Origin of the sequence: Shewanella sp. Sh95, assembly GCF_001308045.1 — a bacterium.
Lineage (GTDB): Bacteria > Pseudomonadota > Gammaproteobacteria > Enterobacterales > Shewanellaceae > Shewanella > Shewanella xiamenensis.
Map to the genome: position 1 here is coordinate 187,328 of NZ_LGYY01000235.1, position 22,608 is coordinate 209,935.

The following is a 22,608-nucleotide window of genomic DNA, read 5'->3' on the forward strand; positions in this document are numbered from 1 at the left end:
TCAAATTGCGATGCAATTTTTACTGGCATAAAGGGCGCGATAAGCGCATTTAGCGCATCAACAACCCTTGTATAACAGGATGCTGCATTGATGGACGTCGACTTATACTCCTGTTGATTTTATTCAAGAAAAGAGACGCAAGTTCGCATCTGTGTATCTAAATCAACATTTAACCAGTGAGTGGTAACGCTTCACGAATAGACCTGCTGCTAAGGGTTATTATCGACGATGTTATTAACGGCTTGGCTATGACGTCATTACTTGATGACTTGGGTTTAGAAACATTCAACACGCCCTAGCAACTTCGCATAAAAATACTGGTGAACATTAAGATTGCTGCTATTACTTTATAGGTAATGTATAGGACAAATGTGACACTCGCCTGTTAGCTCGACTTGGTCACCCCATGAGGTGTGTATGAAAGGAATTATTTTTAATGTGCTTGAAGATATGGTCGTAGCTCAGTGCGGTATGTCAGTGTGGAACGATTTGTTGGAAAAACATGCTCCTAAGGATCGCGTGTATGTGTCTGCCAAAAGTTATGCTGAGTCCGAGTTATTTAGCATTGTTCAGGACGTGGCTCAGCGGCTTAATATGCCGATACAGGACGTAGTCAAAGCATTTGGTCAGTTTCTGTTTAATGGACTGGCCTCACGCCACGCTAGTGTTGTTGAACATTTTGAAGATTTTACTTCGTTAGTGATGGGGATCCACGATGTGATTCATTTAGAAGTCAATAAGCTCTACCATGAACCCTCATTGCCGAATATTACTGGCCAGCACTTGTCAGACAATCAAATTGCGTTAAGGTACTCATCCCCCCGCCGACTGTGTTTTTGTGCTGAAGGATTGCTGTTTGGTGCCGCAGAGCATTTTAAACAAAAGATCCAGATCACCCACGATACTTGCATGCATACTGGCGCCGATCATTGTATGTTAATCATCGAGTTACAAAATGACTGACAGCGAAAATCCTTACTACGCAGCCTATCTGCGGGAAAAAAGGGCAAGGCAAGAGGTGGAGCAGTTGCTCGAAGACAGTACCCGCCAACTCTATGAGAAAAATCTGTTGTTACAGCAACAAATCGATCTGATTAAGCAGCAACAACAATCAATTATTCAGCAGGAGAAATTAGCATCACTTGGCACAGTGGCTGCTGGGGTTGCCCATGAGATTAATAATCCACTTGCATATATCCTTTCAAATGTCAGGAGTTTAACCAGCTACGCTCAGGACTTATTGGCGAGTATTGATGCGGGCGATAAACAACAAATTGATCAGGCTAAGCTACAGTTTATTAAGGAAGATTTGCCTGAGCTGGCAAGCGATACTTGCCAAGGTTTAATGCGTATCAAAGATATTGTTAACCATTTACTCTTTTTTGCTCGAACAGATTCAACGGGGAAGTCTTACATTCAATTAGCCGATGCCCTAGAGTTTACCCTTAAATTATTGCGACCAATGCTTAATAATGTTTTGATAAAAAATGAGATTTCGCATGTGCCTATGGTTTTATTTAATGTTGGCGAACTCAATCAGGTATTAATGAACATTATTGTGAATGCTTATCAGGCCTGTAGTGTGGTCGATGATAGATCTGCTGCAATAGAGCTTTACCTCTCCCAATCCGATACAAACATATGCTTAAGGGTCGTTGATAACGGCTGCGGTATGGATGAGTATACCCTCACAAGAATGTTTGATGCCTTTTATACCACTAAACCCGTTGGGACTGGGACCGGAGTGGGAATGTCTATCGTGCTTCAAATTTTGCGTCAGCACGATTGTACGATTGACGTCGCATCTGAGTTAGGCAAGGGAACTGAGGTAAAAATATATTTTCCAATCGATCCACAAGCGGTTTCAATGTCGTCTAGCACTAAAATCTAAATAGGGTAGTTTGCTTCGAGATTGATCTTCAGCCCTAATTGATAGGCGTGATCTTGCATAAGAGATGTCATCAACTCGGTATCACGCAACTGTGATAATAAGAGTGGCCGGGCTTCCCATCTTGGTGCGTGGCCAGCATCATTCAAATGAGCAAGGTACACACGTTGCTGGCTCTGATGCAGGGTAAAAAAACGCATGTTACAGCGTTCAGCAATTGATAAATAAGGCTCAAAATCAAGCTCATACACTTGCATTGCCTCAAATTCAGACCAACGAATATAGCGTGTGCTTTCATAGTATTGCGCGGGTAACTGCGCCTCAGGCTTGATGCTATCAAATAAATTGATGACATCTTGCATCTGTTGCAGTTTTATCATTGTTTGTTCCATCAACTCCTTGCTCCATTTTTTGCTATTTTTATTTATTAATCAATTTGTTAAATGTTAATTGATTATCGACTTATCGCGCCATAGTCTATCCGCTAAACCTGAGGCGCGCTGGGTAGCTTGCAAGCTAGCACGCTCGAAGACTTGCTGTGTACCTAAACAGCTAAAGTGTTGTTTTGCACGGGTAATAGCGGTGTAAATCAGCTCTTTGGTGAGCAATTGCCACTGAACGAGACTAGGATTTGGCGGGAGCACTAGGGCGACTCGATTAAATTCACTGCCCTGACTTTTATGTACCGTCATGGCGTAACAGGTTTCGTGGCTAGGTAGCCTTGCGGGTAGCACTTTTAGCAGTTTGCCATCGGCCTTAATAAAGTGGGCCATCAGTCGGTCAGCTCTCTCTTCATCCTGCAAAATCAAACCAATATCGCCGTTAAACAGACCTAAGTTATAGTCGTTGCTTTGGATGATAATCGGGCGCCCGAGGTAAAATTCCTGCTGCGGCTGAATAAGTTTGGCCTGTGCTAACGCCTTCGTCACCGCAAGATTAATCCCTTCGACACCATAATCGCCGGTTCGCACGGCGCACAAAATGCGATATTGATTAAATTTGGCAATCGCCTCCATGGCGCTTGGCGGGCAAAATGGCTCACTCGTGTGTATTGTGGTGGCGTGCGTTGGTTGTAATAGGCGCAAATAGTCACCGTATTGCTCACAGGCTTGTGCAAGTAGCGCTTTAAGTCCGGTATTGCTGCTAGGTTCACTGACTTTTGCTTGAGTTTGGCTGTGATCTACGCTGTGTTCTAGCCAGGTTAATTCGGCCAGCCCTCTTTGCCATACCGCTAAAATGCCCGCGAGATCGGCACGGTTGACTGCGCTGGCTAGCAAGCCAATCCCCGCATCGCCTTTAAATCGATGGCTGTGGGTTAACATACACAGGCTATCGCCAATTTTAGGCTCAGCGTGGATAAAGGGGGTTAAATTAAAGCCCGTGAGCGCGGTTAATTGTTCGGCCTGTGCTTGGCTATAACGCATTTTCCATTCGGTATGTTGCATCGAGGCTTGCTTAAGTCCGGCGCAAATATCGGCAAGTACGGCGCCTGCCTCAACTGAAGCGAGTTGGTCCTGATCCCCCAGCAATATTAAGCCTGCGTGTTCCGGCAATGCGCTAAGCAGCTTGTACATCATAGGTAAATCGACCATGGAGGCTTCATCCACAATCAAAAGATCGAGCCGTAATGGGTTACCTTGATGATGGCGAAAATGCGCTGAATTGGGGATGACACCCAGCAGGCGATGTAAGGTTGATGCCTCTTCCGGTACTTGCTTAAGCGCGGCTAACAGGGCTTGGGTTTCGTGGTTTTGCGCCAGTTCGTTTGTCGCTTGAGCCTGCTTAAGTTCCTGCTCGAGTCTCGCTTTAGAGGCCTTAATGGATTCACTTAAACGGGCGGCCGCTTTGCCTGTCGGGGCGACAAGTCTTATCTGCTTTGGTGTACCTAATTGTTGTAACAACAGCAATTTAGTCACCGTGGTGGTTTTACCTGTACCGGGGCCACCAGTTATCACCGCCAGCTTTCTACCGAGCGCAGTAGCGGTGGCGACCTTTTGCCAATCGATGTTTACTTCAGCGGTGTGGGTTGCGCTTGGAAATAAGCAATCCAGTTGCCTGCGTAGCGGCAAAAGTGACTGATTATCCGATGCTAAAGGCTGCGAGGGCGTTAACGAAAGCGCCGTCGCTGATAACCTTGTTAAGGCGCTGGCGACTTGGGTTTCAAAATGATGATAACGCTCAAGATAGAGTCTACCATCCTCAAAAATCAGTGGTTTATTGCTATTTGGTGCTCCAATGGCGTCAAAGTGTTGCAGTGCGTCAATCAGTTCAGTAAGGCTTAAACGGATTTGACAGCGGTTTACTGGCTCTGCCATCGGATTGGTTGGCACTATATATTCGAGCACTAGACAAGTATGTTGGGCCGACAGTTGCTGACTCAGCAGGGCGCACAGCAGCATAAACAGTGGCTCTTGGGCGTCATTGGGGTGAAGACGGGCCATCTCGAGGGCAAAATGACGATCGAGAGCGGTGATAAGCCGCTCTTTTTCCCAATATTTGAGCAACTCAGCCAGTGGTGCTTTAAGTCTGAGTGCGCCTGCATTGTACCAATTGGCTGCAAGGGCTGTGGCGCTATTCATTGCGGTGCTATTCATTTCGGTGCTATTCATTTCGGTGCAGTGGTTCATGCCATCGCTTCCGTATTATGTTGACTCATATAGCTTTCATCTTGGCTGCGGTTAAACAGCGCATCTAAGGCGAGAATGAGCGCCTTAGGTGGCTTATCGTAGTAAACCCCAAAGCCGGGATACTGAACCGACATTCCCCGTAAAAACAAGTAATAACAGCCGCCGATATGGGTATCGTAGTCATAGTTTGGCAGTCGCATCGCCAAATATCGATGCAGGGCGAGGGAGTAGAGAATATATTGCAAATCGTACCTATGATCGCTAATCGCCTGCTTAAGCGCACCATAATGGTAGGCCTGAATCGTGTCGCCTAAATGGTTTGATTTATAGTCGGCGATATAAAACTTACCTTGATATTCAAAGGTTAAGTCGATAAATCCCTTGAGCATGCCCTGTAATTCATCAAAATGCAGCGCGGTATCGTAACGAAATTGCCCGAGGAGTTGATTCAGCTCAGCATCTTTTAATCGATTTAAAGGCAGGTAAAACTCCATCTCCACTAAGGTGTGTTGTGGCGCGAGCGCGGCTAAACACAGCTCGGGATTGATGAGCTGATTATCCTGCGCCATCAATGCCAGCGGTGCCTGTAAGACCTCAAGGTACCAATCCTCTAATACACTTTGCCATTCGGGGGCAATACCGTATTGCAACATAGCCTTAGGTAGCTCTCGCGGTAAGTCGGTTTGAGCTTGGGTAAAATCAATTAACTCAAGCACTAAGTGCATAAAACTCCCCGCGTTGGCGCCGCGCTCAAAGCTAAAGCGATTGAGTAGCGGTAGCTGCGGCACATCAGCGCTATCTTGCCATGAGGATTCACTTAGGCTATTGGCAGGTTCTGCGCCAAATACCGCGCTAACTTCATCATCGGCGCCCGGACTGGCTTTGGCGTGGGGTGCATTTTTGACTAAACCTGAATAACTGCCTACTCGCCATGGGGTGCGATACTGACGGGTGACATTACGGGCATTTAAGGTGTGGGATTGCATTTCACCCGTGTGCAGCTTGCTATCAGCAATGTTGTCAGCAACACACTCAACGCTGATCGCTTGCGCATTCGACTCTACACCATTAAGTAGCGCCTGCGCCGCATTGTGCAGACGAGCAAAATCACAGTCGGCATCGGTAATGCCTAAAAGGTAACCGATAGCGGTTTCATGCAGTTGGCTTTTGATCCCGGCTTTTAACATCCGGCTATGGTTAGCGATGTACAAATAACACAAATATACGGGGCGGGTGAGCGCCACATAAAGTAGACGAAGATCTTCGGCTAAGGTTTCTTGCTTTGCCTGCTCCCAGCCTTCGTCTGTACCTTCAATATCCCATACCAGCTCTTGTGCCCCATCCGCATCGGTTCTGTGATAGAGCATGGGTGTCGGGCGGCGGCGATTATCCCGTGCAAGGCTAACAAAGGGGATAAAACACACTGGGTATTCCAGCCCCTTACTTTTATGGATAGTCACGATTTGCACCAGATTTTGCTCACTTTCAAGGCGAAGCTGCTGCTCATCTGTCCCTGTATTATCAATTAGTTGCTGCTCATACCAATTGAGTAGGGCACTGATGCCATCAATCTCAGTGGCCTTTTGCTGCAACAGCTCGGCTAAGTGGCGAAAATCTGTTAGTCGCCTCTCGCCATTACTCGCCTCATCGGGCTCTTCGCTATCTTGGTCGGCAGTGGCTGTAAAGCTGGGTGTTTGCAGTAGCCGTGCCACCATATGGGTAGCGTTGGCTAAGCTCAGCAGCGCCGGCATAATGCCGCGCTTTTGCCAGATCTGATGTAGCGCAAAAAACTGCTCGAGCAGCATTTGGCGCTGCTCTTCATCTTGGTTAAAGGCATGAATTTGCTCGGCACTATAGCCAAGTAGCGCGGTGGCGAGAGCGCTGCGCAGGGCGCGCTCATCCTTGGGACTGGCCAATGCGCGCAGAATGAGCGCCATTTCCCGCGCTTCAACGGTATCAAACACACTATCGCGGCTTAAAAATACCGCGCCAATCTGGCGTTTACTGAGCGCCGTTTTCATGACCGCAGCTTCGTTTCTATCCCGCACTAAAATGGCAATATCTTTGGCAATTAACGGCCCTTTTGGCGTATGGCATTGTCCATTGGCGGCCTGTGTGAGTAAACGGGTGATCTCGGCGGCGGTATCTTCGGCCAAGGTTTGTCTGGCGCTGGCTTTATTCAGCCCCGTTTCGCCCTCGCGTAACAGTTTTAACCGCAGTGCGGCACTATTGGCTGTACTATCGACTAACTGTTTTGCCGCCGCACTGGCGGGTGTTTTTACCCTGTCAAAGGGAATCGATTGGCTAATAAAAGGATTGGGATGCTGGGCAAATAGATGATTCACTCCCGCCACCAGATTACGACTCGAGCGATAGTTAGTGTCGAGAAAATAGTGTGCTTGGGTTTGTCTGCGCGCCTCGATATAGGTGTAAATATCGGCGCCGCGGAAAGCATAAATCGCTTGTTTAGGGTCACCAATCATCAGCAGGCTTAATTTGCTATCCGAGCGATCCTTAGGTTCGACAGCCGTCGAACCTTGAGCTTCAAGCCCCAAACGGGTTTGATAAATCCCTGAGAAAATTGCAAATTGCAGAGGATCGGTATCTTGGAACTCATCGATTAAGGCCACGGGGAAGCGACTCGCCACAGCCTTAGGTAAAGTGTCTGGATTGGCCTGCATCGCCGCTGCCAAGGTTGTGAGCAGGTCATCGGGTGTCAGCACATTTTTCTGCTGTTTTTGCTTGGCAAAGCGCTCGCTGATCCCTTGTTTGGCGCTATAGAGAAATGCGGGTTTAATCGCGTTAATCAGCGCGGCTAATTGCTCCATATGGTCAAGCAGTGGTGCTTCACTGGCACTTGGGAGTACACCGCCTTTATTGAGCTTAAGCTCTGAGAGTGACAAGGCCTCAAGCACTTTTAGCGGCGGTAAGCCGTGACCAAAGGCGATAAAGTTGTCCAATTGGTCGAACATTTCCGCCAATTTGGGGTAATTGTCGCTCGCTTTACCAAAGCGCTGGCCATTAAGCGGCAGGCTATGAAGTAACTCTAACAGCGCGTCGCGGCCACGCGGCCAGGCGAGTTTAAAGCGCTGCACACTCTGGCTTAAGGACTCAGCCAAACGAGTAAAGGGCTGCACGGGTTTAAGCGGTTTTGCCTCACTGGCACCGAGCAAGGCTCGAAGCTGCTTGACTAAGCCATCGGGATCGCCAAATTCGCTGGCAATAATCTGGGCTAAATATTCCGGCAGCGGATAGCAGGCTTCACGCCAAAAGTCCCGTACCGCATGGTGCAAAAACTCGCTGTCGTCTAAGGTAAAATCTGACTCGAACAGTAAAGAGGATTCGAAGGCGAGATCGGCTAAGATCCGTTGGCAAAAACCGTGAATGGTAAAAATCGCCGCTTCGTCGAGGGATTTGAGCGCCAAGTCGAAGCGTCTAAGGGCGATCGCGCGCTCAGATTCTGGGGTTTTATCGTACAACGCCTGTACAAAGGGATCGTTAATTTCGAGCCCTAAGAAACACTTAAAAGCCACTTGTATACGGCGGCGAATTCTGTCCCTTAATTCTTCGGTGGCGGCATTGGTGAAGGTTACTACCAGAATTTGTTCGCAACTCAGTGGTTCGCTTAAGCCATCCCCAAGCAGTAGTCGCAGATACAAGCCCGAAATCGTATAGGTTTTACCTGTGCCCGCACTGGCCTCTATCAATCGGCTACCACCAAATGGCAGGGTGAGCGGATCTAACGGCAGCGCCTGTGATGTAGTAGGAAGGATCATATTATTTGATAGTTCACTCATTACTGCGCTCCCTCTGATGTGGCGGCTTGTGGTTCTGCATTGAGCACAAACTCCTCAAGTTGGGCGAGGGTGTCTTTATGGTACAAGCTCAGCATGGGTCGATAGATCTCGTCGGCCAGTTTGCCAAAATTTGCTTCGGTAAAATCCTGAGGAAACCGAAATAGCCGCTGGTAATGGGGATCGGTGCCTTCGCCAAGCTCACCTTGTTCGTCCAGCCATTCGCTTTGCGCCGCCTCTAGCCGCACACTGTGCTGACTATCGTGGTTGCCATCAAGTTGACTGGTTTCATCCTCATTGATCTCTGCACTGGCGTAGGCAAGGGAGGTTTTGGGCATAAAACACAGCGGATGCAACTGTCCCTGATAAAAATGCTGTAACAAGTGAGCCAGTTGATCATGGGCCTGCTTTGGCGCAATCGGCGAGAGGGCGTGAAAATGCCCCATATCGAGGAGATAGCTAGGTTGCAGATGATCGCTAGGCTGAGTTAGTCCTGCGGCCATTAAACATAAATGGCGCAGATACAGCGCTAAAATATCCCGCCCATGGGCACTGCCGGGCCGACAACTGACCAAGCCTTTTGGACTGATATCATCAATGCGACCTTCGAGGATCACGCGCTTGGTTTTTACCTGATTCCCTGCGTTCTGATGAGGTAACTCAAAGGCGAGCCGAATATCCGCATGGCGCGGGGGGACATCGCCACGCATAAATAAGGTTCTGCCGACAAGCGGCGCGATATCATGGCTATATTGGCGCAGCAGCAGATTATCAAAGGGCTGCATGGGTAAATTACCACTGGCTTTTAAGCGTTGTAATAGTTCGCTACTGGGCTGCGCCTGTCCTTGTTCAAGAGCGCCTTGTTCGAGCGCATCATCGAGCAACCTTGCCTGTAACAGATAACGCTCAAGCGCATTGAGGCTAAAAGGTTCATCATTATCATCCGCTTGAATATTCAGGTTTAAATCAACCTTTAATGTGCGGTTAAAGAAATATTGCGCGGGATTACGAAAGAATCGGATAAAAGCGGAGATATCAACATGCTCTTCTTCACTTAGTGGCTCAATATCTTGTTGAATATCACTATCCCCAATCGTGTCATCTTCGAGCACAATCAGCGTATTTGTATCAATAAAACGACGCTGGAGTGACTGTGTGCTGATGTCCGGTGGGCACCATTGCTGGCTGTAACTTTGTTTTATCGTCTGCGCTTGCGCCTCTGTTGATTGATACAGTTTAGGATCAAAAGGTTGCAGCGGCTGGTGGCTTATGATGGCCTCAAGCAATGCCTGTTGGGCGGCTTCATTACCCACGGCTGGAGTTTCTGCTGTAAGCGATTCTGGCACATAACACAGCTGGCAATATTCAATCAGCTCGGAGACTAGCATAGAGGGAATACGCTCCGAGTTATCCCGCTCACTGCGGCCAATATAGCTGATGTAAAGCTGTTCCCGTGCCGAGAGTAGTGCTTCTAAAAACAAGTACCTATCGTCTAATCTGCGGGAGCGATCGCCTTTGCGAGCACCAAAATGTGCCATCAGATCAAAGCCCACAGGATGTTGCATGCGCGGATATATGCCATCATTCATGCCGAGTAGGCACACCACCTTAAACGGAATCGAGCGCATCGGCATTAAAGTACAAAAATTTACACTGCCCGCCAGATAACGCTGGCCAACCCGTGACTCGGTTAAGCGCTGATTAAACCATTGTGCTAGTACTTCGATGCTTAAGTTCAAGGCGTTTGAGTGTAAGCCGCTTTGGTCTAGGAAGTTGGGGGTTAAGTCGTATGCCGATGTATAGCTGTCAGCAGGGCTGGCGGCCAGTAACTCTTGCTCTAAGGTAGCAATGGCGTCGCGGATTTCCTGTAACTGTTCACGCTCATCCTCATCGGGGGCGTAAAAAGCATTTAACAGTTCAGTCAGTTCAAATAAACGCTGGCAAGGCGCTTGAGGCTGGGCTAATTGCAGCGTGGTTTCATCGAGGACTTCAATAAAGTTCAACAGTTTGCCAAGGGCCTGCGCCGATTGGCCTTCTACCCCTGACACCACTAAATAGCTCGGCGCCTGTGGGCTTGCTTGATACAAGGGGGCATCGTCCCTTAAGGCATAGCCCAAGATTAACCGTTTGATACCAAAGGCCCAGGAGTTTTGCTCAAAGGCAGGCACACCCTGTTTAACACGGCTTTGCTCATCGCGCCCCCAACGCACACCGGCTTCATCTAACCAACGGCGGATCAGTGGTAGCTCGTCTTCTTCGAGTTGAAAACGCCGTAAAATCGCTGGCACTTCTAAAATGCTTAAAATATCGGTCAGTCCGAAGCGACTCTGATTAATATTGAGTAAATTCAAAAAGCTGTTAATGAGTGGCGATTCCTGCGCCGCACCGCGGTCGGCAATGGCGTAGGGGATATATTCGAGCCCCTGTTTGGCGGCAAACACCGCATCGATATAAGGCGCGTAGGCAGCGACATCTGGCATCATTACCACAATATCTTTGGGCGTGAGTTGGTTGTCGCGATCCAGCAGGTCGAGTAAATGATCGTGTAAGGTTTCGACTTCACGCAGCGGGCTGTGGCAGCTCTTGATTTGAATCGAATGGTCGCTGTTTTTTAACACTCTTCGATTGACAACGTCTTGATATAGCTCGGCATCAGGCCCGAGTACGCGGTCGAGGGTTTGCATTTCTAATATATCGTATTGCACCCCCGCCAGCATGCTGGCGTTGCTATGCGGATCGTTAGGATCGCTGCAGGGCTCGCAGTACACATCGTCACCAAAATCGCAGTGTTCAGGCGGGAGTTCGAGCAGCATATCGAGTAATTCGCGGCCCATTTTGCCATTGTTGGCAAGCAGCGGATTGCCGACCTCGAGTTTATCCTCCCATTGCTCAGCCAATTGGCGTTTGCCAGCATATTGCAGTGCCATTCGCGCTCGATGCCGAGGATCGATAATATCGCCCCAATAATGTTGGCAGGGGCTGAGGTTAAGGATGATGACATCAATTCGGCCCGCGAGCTGGTGGAGCACGTCAATGGTTTGTGGGGCCATAGACGAAATGCCAAACACAAATAAACGCTCAGGCAATTTGGCAATGGAATGGGTGCTATCAGCCAGCGCGGCAATTAAATCCTGATGTAAATTGGCCCTGTGGTAATGGCTTTGACGCAGCTCATCACGGTTGAAGGCAATCAGCGCCCGCCAAAGAATAGGTTGCCAGCGTTGTTCCTCATTTAATTTGAGTGCATCGAGTGGTTCATTAGCTTCCCATGCGGCAATCCAGTCGGGGCGGTAAACTAAATATTGGTCGAAGATATCGGCGATACGGCCGCAGAGCTGATAAAGCTTAATATTATCGGCGGCGATTGAGTTTGACGCTTCAAGTTGATTATTTGTTGTGCTCGAGTTGGGGCTGCTTGACTCAATATGACCTAAATAATGCCGCAGTGGCCCAAAGGATTCCTCCTCAAGTAGGCGAGGCAGTAGCTGCATTAATTTCCAGGTCATTGCCGCTTTAGTAAAGGCGTTTTCCTTGGGGACATTGGGCAGTAAATCGTGGCACAGTTGCCAAATAAAACTGGAGGGCAAAGGGAACTCAAGCGCGGCGGCAATGCCATTTTGTTTCGCAATTTCAAGGCGTAACCAAGTCGACATCCCAGGGCTTTGCACCAAAATATGCTCGCTTTGCAATAACGCCGTGCCGGGTAGTGGTTGGCGCAAATATGCAGCGAGATGGGCACAGAGCACTTCCATTTGGTTGGATTGGATTAACTTCAGCATATTCGACTCACGATTTGGGATTGCTGTTATGCATAGCCAATTGCTTTTATGCATAGCAAACGGGCTTGGCAATTCTATGTGTTTGATTTATAAGATTCAACAATCTTGTCTGTCCGCGGTCTATCCTATCTATTTTAACTGTTTACTTGGGCCAAATAGCAGCCAGTTGAGGGCTTTGGCCGCGGCATTAAAGCGCTTTAGCGCCACTTGATAGTCGTTATCCGCCAAGTTTTGGTATTTCAATGCGACGTAGCTTTGGGTGAACGTGTCAAACTCACGACAAAACAGAGGGGATTGCTGCTGGTGCGTGTCAATAAGCTGCGCTGCAAAGGCGTTCGGGCCTAAGTGGGCTGGGCGGGCGATGCCAAATTTACTGAGTCGCTGGCAAATGCGTTGGTACTTAGCGCTGATGGGATCTTGTTCCCTTTTAAAGCGAAATAGCCCTACGCTGTAGGCGATATAGAGGCCAATAAGCCCAATACACACACTCATAAACATTGCGACTTTGGCCTTAGTGACTTCTCCTAAAATACCGCTTAGCACTTTGTTCTGCCGTTCTTGATTAAAACCGAGCACCCACAAACTCCAGTAATAATCAACGCTAGCAAAGCGTTGCCTCAACTCGTTGAGCCAAGGCATAGATTTAAATCGTAAACTGCTAAAAGGGCTTTCTTGCAGGTAACTTTGCTCAGGGGAAAACTCGGCATCAAAGCCTTGTTCAATCCGATTAGGTGCCACCATGGCGGTCGGATCAAAACGCACCCAGCCTTCATTCTCGAGCCACACCTCGGCCCAGGCGTGGGCCATGTATTGATACACGCTGAGGTAATTGGCCTGTGGGTTGTATTCGCCTCCTTGATAGCCTGTCACCATCCGTGCTGGTATGCCGCTGGCGCGCGCCATAAAAATAAAGGCAGAGGCATAATGGGCGCAAAATCCTGCTTTGTTTTCAAACAGAAAGTCATCGACTTGCTGGCGGCCAATCGGTGGGGGCGTGAGGGTATAGAAGAACGGCTGTTGATTAAAATAGCCCATCATGGCCCAAAGTCGCTTATGGGGTTCTGGATATTTAGCCTTAAATTCAGCGGCGAGTTGGCGCGCTCGGGGATTGCTGTCCGCTGGTAGATTGAGGTTTATTTGTCGCTGTTTGTCACTTAAGGTGAGATCCATTTTCGCCTGTGGCCACGAACTGGCATTGTAGCCCATTCGTTGATCGACATTACGCAGCGCATAGAGCCGATAGTCGGGCAAATTCACCAGCTTATCATCTTGGCTGTAGGCCACATCAAGGCCAAATAGCCAAGGTTGATGACTGGGTTCGGCAATCACTTGGTAACGGTAAACCCTTGGTTGGCTATTGCTGGTACTGTTTTGTGTTTTTGGCGTTAACGAGGGCAACTGCCGCGCAGGATCTGGCCTTGAGGGCGGAAAGAAAAACGCATCCTTTTGAATTTGTTTGATACCCGCATCTTGGCGCCATGTTAAGCCGTCATAATCTTCCAGCACTAGGGCGCGCCAGTAGAGTTCGGCTTGCGTGGGGCTGGCATCGGTAAAACTCACCCTAAATGCCAAGGCCGATGAGCGAGTGAGTTTACTGATATCGCCCACGGCAAGGGAGTCCGAGAGCCCGGTTTGGGCTTCCTTCACATTGGGCACAAGCCAAAGCGGTGCAAAACGGGGCAGCACCAAAAAAAGTAATAACGCTAAGGGCATACTTTGCAGCAATAACTTAGCCCCAATCCATGCCGTGTGTTGCCAGCGATGTTGGCTTTGGTAGAGGGTGACCAGTACGCAGGTATTGATAATCGTGACGCCAATAAGGTGCACGGTATTGAGCATGGATTGGTGGTCAATAAAGGTGAGGGCAATTAAAAAATAGCCGACAATCACGACGGCTCTTACATCCCTAACACTTCGCATCTCAATGTATTTTAATGCATAACCTAAAATGAGCAGGTTGACTAAAGCGTTTAATAGCCCAATTGTGCCCGAGACCAGTGCCAGCGTGATTGCCGCGCCGATAGCAAGGCTTGTGACAAGATAACGGGGAGGTTTAGCGACTTTGCCGACATAGATACCAATGCGCCACAGCAAGCAAATGGCGCAGATCCCAAGGGTCCAAGGGGTGGTTTTATCAAATAACGGGCTGAGCACTGCTAAATTGGTGAGCAATAGCCAAAACAGGGTTTGACGACTGATATTATCCCCAGTTTGAGGTCCATTAGCGCGATAGGCATTTAGCTGAGCTGCACTCGCCTTGGATGAATTAAGATGTTGTTGGTCTGCACTTTCAGTGGCGATTGCATTGGTCATTGATTTGAGGCTCATAGGCGATCCTCAACATCTGATGCTGTTTGAGTGCTATGCCTGTGGGGAGGAATGTGTGGCTTATGACTAAATCCATGATTAACCGATAATTTATCGCTTGTATCGTGCGTTTGTGCATGAGTTCCATAAAGCGCCAGCGCCCTTTGGCAGGCGATTCGGTGCGAGTTACCGAGGGCGGGCGCTAGAATAATATCTTCCCCATTAGGCTGTTGCAGCCAAAGGCCAAAATATTGCTCAAGCTGACTTAAGCGGTTCACCTGCCAGCTTAATTGACTGAGCTGCTGTTCGAGGCGCGTAGGATCAGGGGCTAATTTTAACCAGACCGGATCACCTTGGGGCTGTTCAAACTCCTTGGTTAACATGCCACGCCCTTGGGCCCATTGTTTCCATGCCACTTGCTTTAATGACTCACCGAGCACATGGGGTTTAAGGCCTTTATATTCATCAATGCCAACAATATATTTGCCTGCCCGCTCAAGCGGTTCGTCCTGTCCGGATTCCGTTGCGGCTTCAAGCTGTAAGGGGCTTTCAAGTGGCTGGGCATAGACAATATGGGCGTTATCAAGGTCGATATGCGACCAAGCACGGCAGAGTCCTAAAGGGTAGGTGGATTCAATCTTTAGCCGTCCAGCGGAGACTATTCCACGCTGCTGATTTGCAAACGACACTAGCGCTTGCTCGTCCTGCGTGCCAACGTGTTTGACTAAATAACCTAAATTATTCGGATAATTTAGGCTGATATGATGGCTGCTGTGGTTTGAGTTAAGCAAAATAGGAAAAGTGATCGTCTCGCCCGCATACACCTCCGGCGGCGTCAGTGCCCGTAGTCGTAGCCCTGCTAAGTTTTTGTAACTATAGAGAATGCAGGTATTGAATAAGCTGAGCAGCAAAATACTCAGGCCAATCACGAGATTGTTCTGATAGTTAGTACCAAACAAGTACAGTAGCAATACCAGCCCCAGCCAAACAAACCCAAAGCCACTGGGCAGAATAAAGATACTGCGATGGCTTAAGGTGAACTCAGAACTGGGCGGCATGCGCCTTGCCAACCAGCGCTGCCAAAAAGCAGAAAACACGCGTTTCACACTGTCCTCATCTTCTTATCAATATTCACATTTAATGGCTGATTGAGCCGTTACATGATCGGATTCACACCTGCGAGGATCCGCTCCGAGAGCGCTTCTCCCTGTAATTGACTGCTGGTGCGCAGTCGATGTTCTGCCACGCTGCAAAACACCGCCTGCACATCTTCGGGCACTAAATAGTGTCTACCTTCTAAAAATGCCCAAGCCTTGGCTGCTTGTAACAGGGCTTTGGTTGCCCGTGGCGACAGGCCAATGGCGTCCGTTTGGCTGCGAGAATCATGGATTAAGGCCAAAATATAATTAAGCAGTGCATCGGATGCAGTGACCTTATCGCATTGCTCCTGCAATTGGGTTAACGCCAAAGGGGTTAAACATTGCGGCAGATTATCGAGGGTTTGCGGCGTTTGTACTGTTTTGAGCATCGCAAGCTCGGCATCGTGGCTCGGATAACCAATGGAAATCCGCATCATAAAGCGGTCGAGCTGGGATTCGGGCAGTGGGAAGGTGCCTGATTGCTCAGTCGGGTTTTGCGTAGCAATCACAAAAAATGGATTGGGCAATCTGTGGGTTATACCATCGACAGAAATTTGCTGCTCGGCCATGGCCTCGAGCAAGGCGCTTTGCGTCTTAGGACTGGCGCGGTTAATCTCATCGGCCAGCACCATCTGCTTAAAAATCGGACCTGGATGAAACACAAATTGCGCTTGGTGTTTATCAAAAATAGATACCCCGAGAATATCGGCGGGCAGCATATCACTGGTAAATTGAATGCGTTGATAACTTAAGCCTAGGCTTTGGGCGAGGGCATGGGACAGGCTGGTTTTGCCCATACCGGGTAAATCTTCAATTAACAGGTGGCCACGGGCGAGAATACAGGCGAGGGCTAAGCGAATTTGCCGTGGCTTGCCCAATAAAACCTGTTCAAGTTGTTGTAATAGTTGGCTTAAACCAGAATGTGCCACGGGAGACTCCTTATGCATGGATGAGGTCATTCGCTCTACCACTATGGCGGAATATGCCGCGCTTAGCCAGTCGATTTTACTGTAAAATCAAACGGCTTAGTGAGATTCCTATTGTCCACAGAGAGGTGAGCCGAAGCATTCGATTATCTGCACACTGTATGATTTGAGGCTGAAAAGCGTTACAAATGAGCTCAATAGAATTTGTTAGTGGAAGAATGGTTGTTTAGCGTTAAGTTCTTTTAGCTCGAATTTACAGGCGAGCCGCGGTATTTGCTCGCCGACGCGGTGAATAGAAACCTTAGGTTTCTAAGCTTATGAACGAGAGCTATGGTCGTTCTCATGCGTCCCTGCATAGCACGACATTCAGGCGTCCTGCCTATCAGATGGCGAACTGGCCGTTAAACACGGATGTTGTGAAAGTCCATCCGTGGATGCCGGGCCACCCGTCTGATGTAAATGGGTTCACGAATGCCTCGATGGCATTCCATTATCCATATCCAACTCGGTATTAGTACTTCCTGTATGTATTCCTGGACTTTCGCAACCGCAGTTTGCCCTAACTAAACCCACCAACTAAATATACCAACGGCTTAACGTCGTTGGCAGTCCACGCAAATGATTCTGCACTGTGGTAAACATATCGATCATTCGATGGTGATAAGTGTGATTTTCCATCAGCGTAGCCAAACCGTGTGCTGCAACAGCTTGTCTTTCGGCATCGTGTTCAAGGTAATACTCACATATTTCCATCAAATCTTGCGTATCTCGAAAAATCACTAAGTCCTTACCATTTGAGAACAGTTGATGCAGATCTTGCTTTTCATTGGTGAGCAGAAAACCACCACAACTTATGACATCAAACACTCGCAGTGGCAAGCCGTATTCCACAAAAGAGCGAGCTAAATTGATATTGATTTTGGCATGTTTGAATATTTTTGGCATCAGGCTGTAGTGGTCAGCGTAACCCGCATATCCCTTCGCAAATGCTTGCCATTCGTTGTTACCATAAACTCGAATTGGTAAGCGCTGTTCTAGGGTATGAATTAATTCAATTCGTTCTCGCCACGAATGCTCTCGTCCCAATAAGTAGGCCAACTTTTCTGCGGTCGTGAGATGGTGATCACCAACTAAATGGTAGCCCGATTCCTGTCTAATGGAGGCTATCAAGTCTTCACTAATCTGTTCGGCTAGCTCGAAAGTGTCACTGGGAGTATTTAAGCTTTCAATCAAGCTGTTACAGCTAGCTAATGTCGCTGTGGTTAACTTGGGCATAATGAATGAGTGATATTCAGTTTTGGTTAGATTGCCTACTAGGACAATATCATTGGCCAGAGACGTATCGTCTTCATGTTGCAAAACTTGGTTTATCCGCGCTAAGTTAGCGGCGACTGGCAGGTGATATACCTGCTTCACACCTTGGTCTCTCAGTCGTTGAGCAACGGCAACATCGTACATAAAAGTGAAACTGCAGGAATTATTAATCGCTTTATCGTAAACGGAGTAACAGGGCGTATCGATTACCCAAGCGAGATAAGGAATTTTGAGCAGTTCACACGCTTCAGAAACATACTGGTTAAAGTTGATGGTAAAAACATAATCGGGCCTATCCGTCATGATCCTCATGACGTTTTCTTTTATTGGCATATAACTGACTAAAAAGCCAAGATTGACCAACGCATCGACACAATCCTGTGCCACCACAGGATGCTCAAATACTATGATTCTGGCAGCATTAGTATTGCTTGGTGTGTCATCCATGATGTGGTCTCCTGATATTAATCGTTGTTCACCGAAGCGAAATTTACAGCGTTATTCAAGCTAAATCATTCGGTTATTGCGAAGTCACTATACGATTAATTTAGCTATTTTTAAACCGCATTCATCAACTTTCAAACAAGCTGCCATTTTAAATCAACAACATAATGCACTTTCTGTTTGCCTACAACCTGCTCGGGCTCAAATGGTTTGAGCGAGAGCTATCAAACGTCGCGAGAACTGAACCTGAGGCAATAAGTTGAACTAATTTATTCAAAAATGGTGTATTTCAGAAGTGGCAAGTGAGCCCATAGTGCATGAAAGGTACTAGGCGATAATTATTTTCGAAGTGATATAGAACAGTTGCAATGAAAGTGCTGGCAGCTTGCCGCAAAGTGCCGTCCTCGCTTTTCGAGATGTTCGCAGTAATCGGTCAGTTCTTGCAAGGTGCCCACTGGACCATGAAATAGCTTGCCAAATTCGGTTGTCAGCTTGAGCCAATTGTCATGGGGAATATTTAATCTGTTAAGTATCTTGGCGCTACTTTCGCTGATGCATCCACGTTTATCATTGCGAATGATTCGGCCGGTATCATCCACCAATTGAAGGTAATCCGTTAAGACAAACGTAATGCCATTGGGTTGGTTGTCGCTCTCGTGACCAATAAATGGCAGGAGATTGCTCGGCTGCTCACCTTTTAATGCGGCCCGAATACGTAGTTGAATACTGGTATGGTCGGATTGTTCAGGTGTATCAGCCTGTTGGGCTATGATGGGACTTTGCTTGTAATAAAGAGTAATCAACATAAGTCATACAGGCTAACACCGCAGTTTCATCGAGTAGGGCTTGAGTCTCCATAAAATAAATAGATAAACCGACCTTCCCAGAAACGACCTGTGCAGTTATCTTCTTGATTTTCTTGCCTTGTAATGGGTTCGTTGAGGCAGCGCATAAACCAACTGATATCACATAATCGACTGCGATAAAGGGCGATTGCATGCCTTAATCTGTTGACCTCATGCGCCTCGACCAACTCACCTTTTGCGAACTTTTGCGTTAACTCATCGCCTTTAAACAACTTATGCCATTGCTCAAGCACTTCGCGGTCAGTCCAACGATTTGCACTGTCGATATCCACCCGCAGCACCAAATGCAGATGATTCGACATCACCGCAAAGGCCGCCACATCAATAGCAAAAACGGCTTCAAGTTCAAAAAATAATGACTCGACCCAAGCACGGCGATGGTCATAGTTTTTACCCGAGTAACTATCATCACCACATAAAAATGCCCGCCGAACAACGCGACTACAGCAATGGTAATAGGGACTGATGTTAAGGTGAGAGTTCAAGACTTATCTGGGCTCTACGAGGGCGCGGCATAAAAACCTCCTTGTTTAATGCTTAACCAAAGCATAGTCGGAGGTTTACTACCGCGCTATTAAGGCTGGGTGTCCAGTTTTGTTCGATGCCTGTCCTGCCTCTTTATGTTGATCCTTTTGCATCGAGGGGTTATCGAACATCAAAAAGATCTGGCTGTCCTGTTTTCCTGGCTGTCCTGTTTTAGTATTGATTGGGAGCCATTAAAAATCCATTGAATAGAAAATATACCACTTTGGTGAGAGTTGCTTGTAGCCTACTACTGACTCTTGAGTTTTACTCTTTAGTGAACTTTCCCTAAGCTCATCTAAACTCTCATAAACATTATCACTTAAGGCTATCGGCGTGTATAGGACCCCCTTAATTTCACCGCTGAGCACGCTCCCTGAGACTGACAAAATAAACTCTACATATTTGAGCTTTCCTTCATCCATTCTAATATCAATTAATTCCAACTCTGCCTTGGTCATAGCTTGCACAAGCTCTTTCGGTATAGACACCCCTTTAGGTAGCGTTTCTAATTTACCAGAAGCAAGCCTAACCCTCTCCAATTGGGTAGTTCTTTTATGTTGCCAATTAAAACCTCTAAATCGGCTTTGTGTCTTTTTACGTAATTACTTACTTCTTGGTCACTGATAACGTGAAAGTTTGCATCATCACTACATCCTGCAACCAAGGAAACCAAAAATAAAAGTATAAGCCTTTTCATTTATCTATTCTCACAATATGAGTCAAAGAATATGTGGCCATCTAGAATTGCATCGCCGTCCCCTTTGTTATCACCAAATCTGGTTCCGGGGTTTAGTGGCCCATATCGCATACCACGGATGTTAATATCTATGTCATAAAAATGTCCGTTAGATGAACTGTATAGCTTAGATTGCTTATGCTCCTGATAATATCCTGCGCCACGTATAGCTATATTTGCTGTTAAGGGTTTGAACAAGGTTGATATACTAAAGCAAATCCGGCCACCCAATATAAATCAATAACATAATGCACTTTCAGTTTGCCTACAACTTGTAAAAGTTAACATTGTTGGAAAAGAACCATCAAAAGTCATAGGGACAGCATCTGAGACAATAAATTGCGCTAATCCCTTAAAAAATGGGGCATTTCAGACGAGGTAAATCATCCCAGTTCTTAGGAAATACTCAGCAAGGGTTATTTTCGAAGTTATATAAGTCGTTGTCAGTTGCAGCGCAAGTGCTGGCAGCTTGATGCAAAGTGCCGTCGTCGCTTTTCTAAGTGTTCGCAGTAATCGCTCAGTTCTTGCAGCGTGCCCACTGGCCCGTGAAATAGTTTGCCAAACTCGGTGGTCAGCTTGAGCCAATTATCATGGGGAATATTTAATCTTGTCAGTATCTTGGCGCTACTTTCGTTGATACATCCACAAAAAGATATGGTTGTCCCCGCTATTTTTTGCCACGACTTTGATTTTGATTAAAGCATTGAAGCTACAAAAGGAAGGGATGCATAACTTCTAACTGGAACCATCAACTTTTCTATAGGCAGAGCTTTACTTGTCCAATTCCCCTTTTGAACTACGAAACACAATTTGGTGCAAAAAGCTTTTAACCAGATGAACAGTTCAATGGTCATTAAAATTGCCATTGTTGCAACAGTGACCGTTGGCGGCATGGCCGCTCTTTCATCGCGGCATTTACACTTCCATGTGTTGCAGATGCCGAGGTCGAGTCTATAAGGACACTTCTTATTAAATAAATAGACGTCGTGTTACTGGGGAAACAATGACAATTAATATTTTTTATATAAAACTTTATTGTCCCTAACAAATTAACTTTTCGCTTTGCTCTGGGCGGATAAACCAAGGTTTGAATAAAAATCCCTGTACTAGATCGACATTCAGCTCGCGGGCTAGCTGGAGCTGGGCGTCGGTTTCTATGCCTTCGAGGATGCATTGTTTGCCAGTGCGTTTGCCAAATTCAATCAATGCACTGAGTAGTGCGATGCCGTGAGGTTCGGCAACTAAATTTAGCCAGTGACGATCAAACTTCAGGTAATCCACATTCATCATTAAATCGACCGACAGCATGGAGTGGGGCGCACCAATATCATCAAGTGCCACGTTAATATTGGCTGCTTTAAATTGATGAAACAGTTGATTGGCAAGCTCGGCGTCATTAATGCAGGTATTCTCAATAATCTCTACTGTGACTTGCGGGTGACTGGAGAGTAGGTCGAGTAACTTTTGGGTATGCACGCCGTTAGCTGCATGGGGATCGACATTCACAAATAAGCTTTGTTCAGCAGGAGCGTGTTTAAGCTGAAAGGCTTTAGCCTGAAACTCGATTGAAGCAAGTGCATCGCTGTTCTCGTGTAACTGCTCAAATACCAGATTAGGAGCGATGGCTTGACCTTGCTCACGGTAAAAACGGGCGAGTGCTTCATAACCATGAATGTGTTTAGTGTGAGGACAGACGAAGGGCTGGTATTCGCAACTTAAGGATAAACCGCTGAGCTTGAGCATGTAACATCGAATGAATAAGAATTAATTGCTAATTATTCGCATTTAATAGTGCTAAGTGCAAATAAGTTTGCCTGAGTGATGTGCGTTTGCTGATTTTATATACATAGCTTAACAATTTGAATTTAAAACGGTATTCTGTTTGTTAATGTAATAAAGGTGGCCTTTGCCACGAGGGCGTTCAAAATTCTGTGTCAGGCTAATTTTTAAATTTCCAGCACGCTATCTAAACGTCCTTCAAAATAAATCGCTAACTGAGATAAACAAAGGCTCCAATTGTGGATTGGCATGGTCCATTTATCTGAGGCGTTTAATATGCCTGCGTAAAGTAGCTTCAACAAGCTATTTTCATTAGGAAAAGCACCTTTGGTTTTGGTGAGCTTTCTAAATTGGCGATGCACAGCCTCAACCGCATTGGTCGTGTAAATCACTTTCCTGATATGTTCTGGGTACTTAAAATAATGGGACAAATTATGCCATTTGCGACGCCAAGAGTTGATTACCAGCGGATAAGCATCACCCC

General features: G+C 47.1%; 14 protein-coding genes and 2 pseudogenes. 2 read left to right on the top strand and 14 right to left on the bottom strand.

Annotation, left to right across the window (positions count from 1 at the left end):
- The first annotated feature begins 417 nt into the window (after positions 1 to 417).
- Positions 418 to 963, top strand: coding sequence for a heme NO-binding domain-containing protein (locus tag AEA42_RS18035; protein WP_055648449.1), 546 nt, complete (start codon positions 418 to 420; stop codon positions 961 to 963).
- A complete protein-coding gene (locus AEA42_RS18040) occupies positions 956 to 1,891 on the top strand; it encodes an ATP-binding protein (protein WP_055648450.1) in 936 nt (311 codons plus the stop codon). The genes AEA42_RS18035 and AEA42_RS18040 overlap by 8 nt, the downstream gene beginning before the upstream one ends.
- Here AEA42_RS18040 and AEA42_RS18045 read toward each other — a convergent pair.
- The 14 genes and pseudogenes from AEA42_RS18045 to AEA42_RS18105 form a co-directional block, all read right to left on the bottom strand.
- The gene (locus AEA42_RS18045; protein WP_037418057.1) at positions 1,888 to 2,280 is read right to left on the bottom strand and encodes a hypothetical protein; all 393 of its coding nucleotides are present in this window, start codon (positions 2,278 to 2,280) and stop codon (positions 1,888 to 1,890) included. The genes AEA42_RS18040 and AEA42_RS18045 overlap by 4 nt on opposite strands.
- Positions 2,281 to 2,334: 54 nt before the next feature.
- Positions 2,335 to 4,482 carry an exodeoxyribonuclease V subunit alpha gene (gene recD, locus AEA42_RS18050; RefSeq protein ID WP_055648463.1) on the bottom strand — a complete coding sequence of 716 codons (2,148 nt, stop codon included), beginning with the start codon at positions 4,480 to 4,482 and terminating at the stop codon, positions 2,335 to 2,337.
- A gap of 29 nt (positions 4,483 to 4,511) precedes the next feature.
- Entirely contained in the window at positions 4,512 to 8,312 is a 3,801-nt protein-coding gene (gene recB, locus AEA42_RS18055; protein ID WP_055648451.1) for an exodeoxyribonuclease V subunit beta, read from the bottom strand.
- Complete coding sequence (gene recC, locus AEA42_RS18060) at positions 8,312 to 12,088, bottom strand: exodeoxyribonuclease V subunit gamma (RefSeq protein WP_055648452.1); 3,777 nt, start codon at positions 12,086 to 12,088, stop codon at positions 8,312 to 8,314. Before recC ends, recB begins: the two co-directional genes overlap by 1 nt.
- 129 nt (positions 12,089 to 12,217) lie before the next feature.
- Complete coding sequence (locus tag AEA42_RS18065) at positions 12,218 to 14,401, bottom strand: DUF3488 and transglutaminase-like domain-containing protein (RefSeq protein ID WP_082389678.1); 2,184 nt, start codon at positions 14,399 to 14,401, stop codon at positions 12,218 to 12,220.
- A gap of 11 nt (positions 14,402 to 14,412) precedes the next feature.
- Positions 14,413 to 15,501: a DUF58 domain-containing protein gene (locus AEA42_RS18070; protein WP_055648453.1), complete on the bottom strand. Its 1,089-nt coding sequence runs from the start codon at positions 15,499 to 15,501 to the stop codon at positions 14,413 to 14,415.
- A 50-nt stretch (positions 15,502 to 15,551) separates the two neighbouring features.
- On the bottom strand, positions 15,552 to 16,463 hold the full coding sequence (locus AEA42_RS18075) for an AAA family ATPase (RefSeq protein ID WP_047539638.1): 912 nt from the start codon (positions 16,461 to 16,463) through the stop codon (positions 15,552 to 15,554).
- Positions 16,464 to 17,036: 573 nt separating this feature from the next.
- On the bottom strand, positions 17,037 to 18,221 hold the full coding sequence (locus AEA42_RS18080) for a glycosyltransferase (RefSeq protein ID WP_037430102.1): 1,185 nt from the start codon (positions 18,219 to 18,221) through the stop codon (positions 17,037 to 17,039).
- Positions 18,222 to 18,556: 335 nt separating this feature from the next.
- A pseudogene (locus AEA42_RS21965) lies at positions 18,557 to 19,600 on the bottom strand (transposase).
- Between the two features lie 200 nt (positions 19,601 to 19,800).
- A complete protein-coding gene (locus AEA42_RS18090) occupies positions 19,801 to 20,148 on the bottom strand; it encodes a hypothetical protein (protein WP_055648454.1) in 348 nt (115 codons plus the stop codon).
- Positions 20,149 to 20,788: 640 nt separating this feature from the next.
- Positions 20,789 to 20,983: pseudogene (locus tag AEA42_RS22985) on the bottom strand (transposase); the annotation flags it as partial.
- Positions 20,984 to 21,040: 57 nt separating this feature from the next.
- The gene (locus tag AEA42_RS22435) at positions 21,041 to 21,238 is read right to left on the bottom strand and encodes a hypothetical protein (protein WP_055648455.1); all 198 of its coding nucleotides are present in this window, start codon (positions 21,236 to 21,238) and stop codon (positions 21,041 to 21,043) included.
- Positions 21,239 to 21,386: 148 nt separating this feature from the next.
- Positions 21,387 to 22,088 (bottom strand): EAL domain-containing protein, encoded by a 702-nt coding sequence (locus AEA42_RS18100; protein WP_055648456.1) that lies wholly within the window; start codon positions 22,086 to 22,088, stop codon positions 21,387 to 21,389.
- A 203-nt stretch (positions 22,089 to 22,291) separates the two neighbouring features.
- On the bottom strand, positions 22,292 to 22,608 hold a 317-nt coding region (locus AEA42_RS18105; RefSeq protein ID WP_197278454.1), incomplete at its 5' end, for a transposase.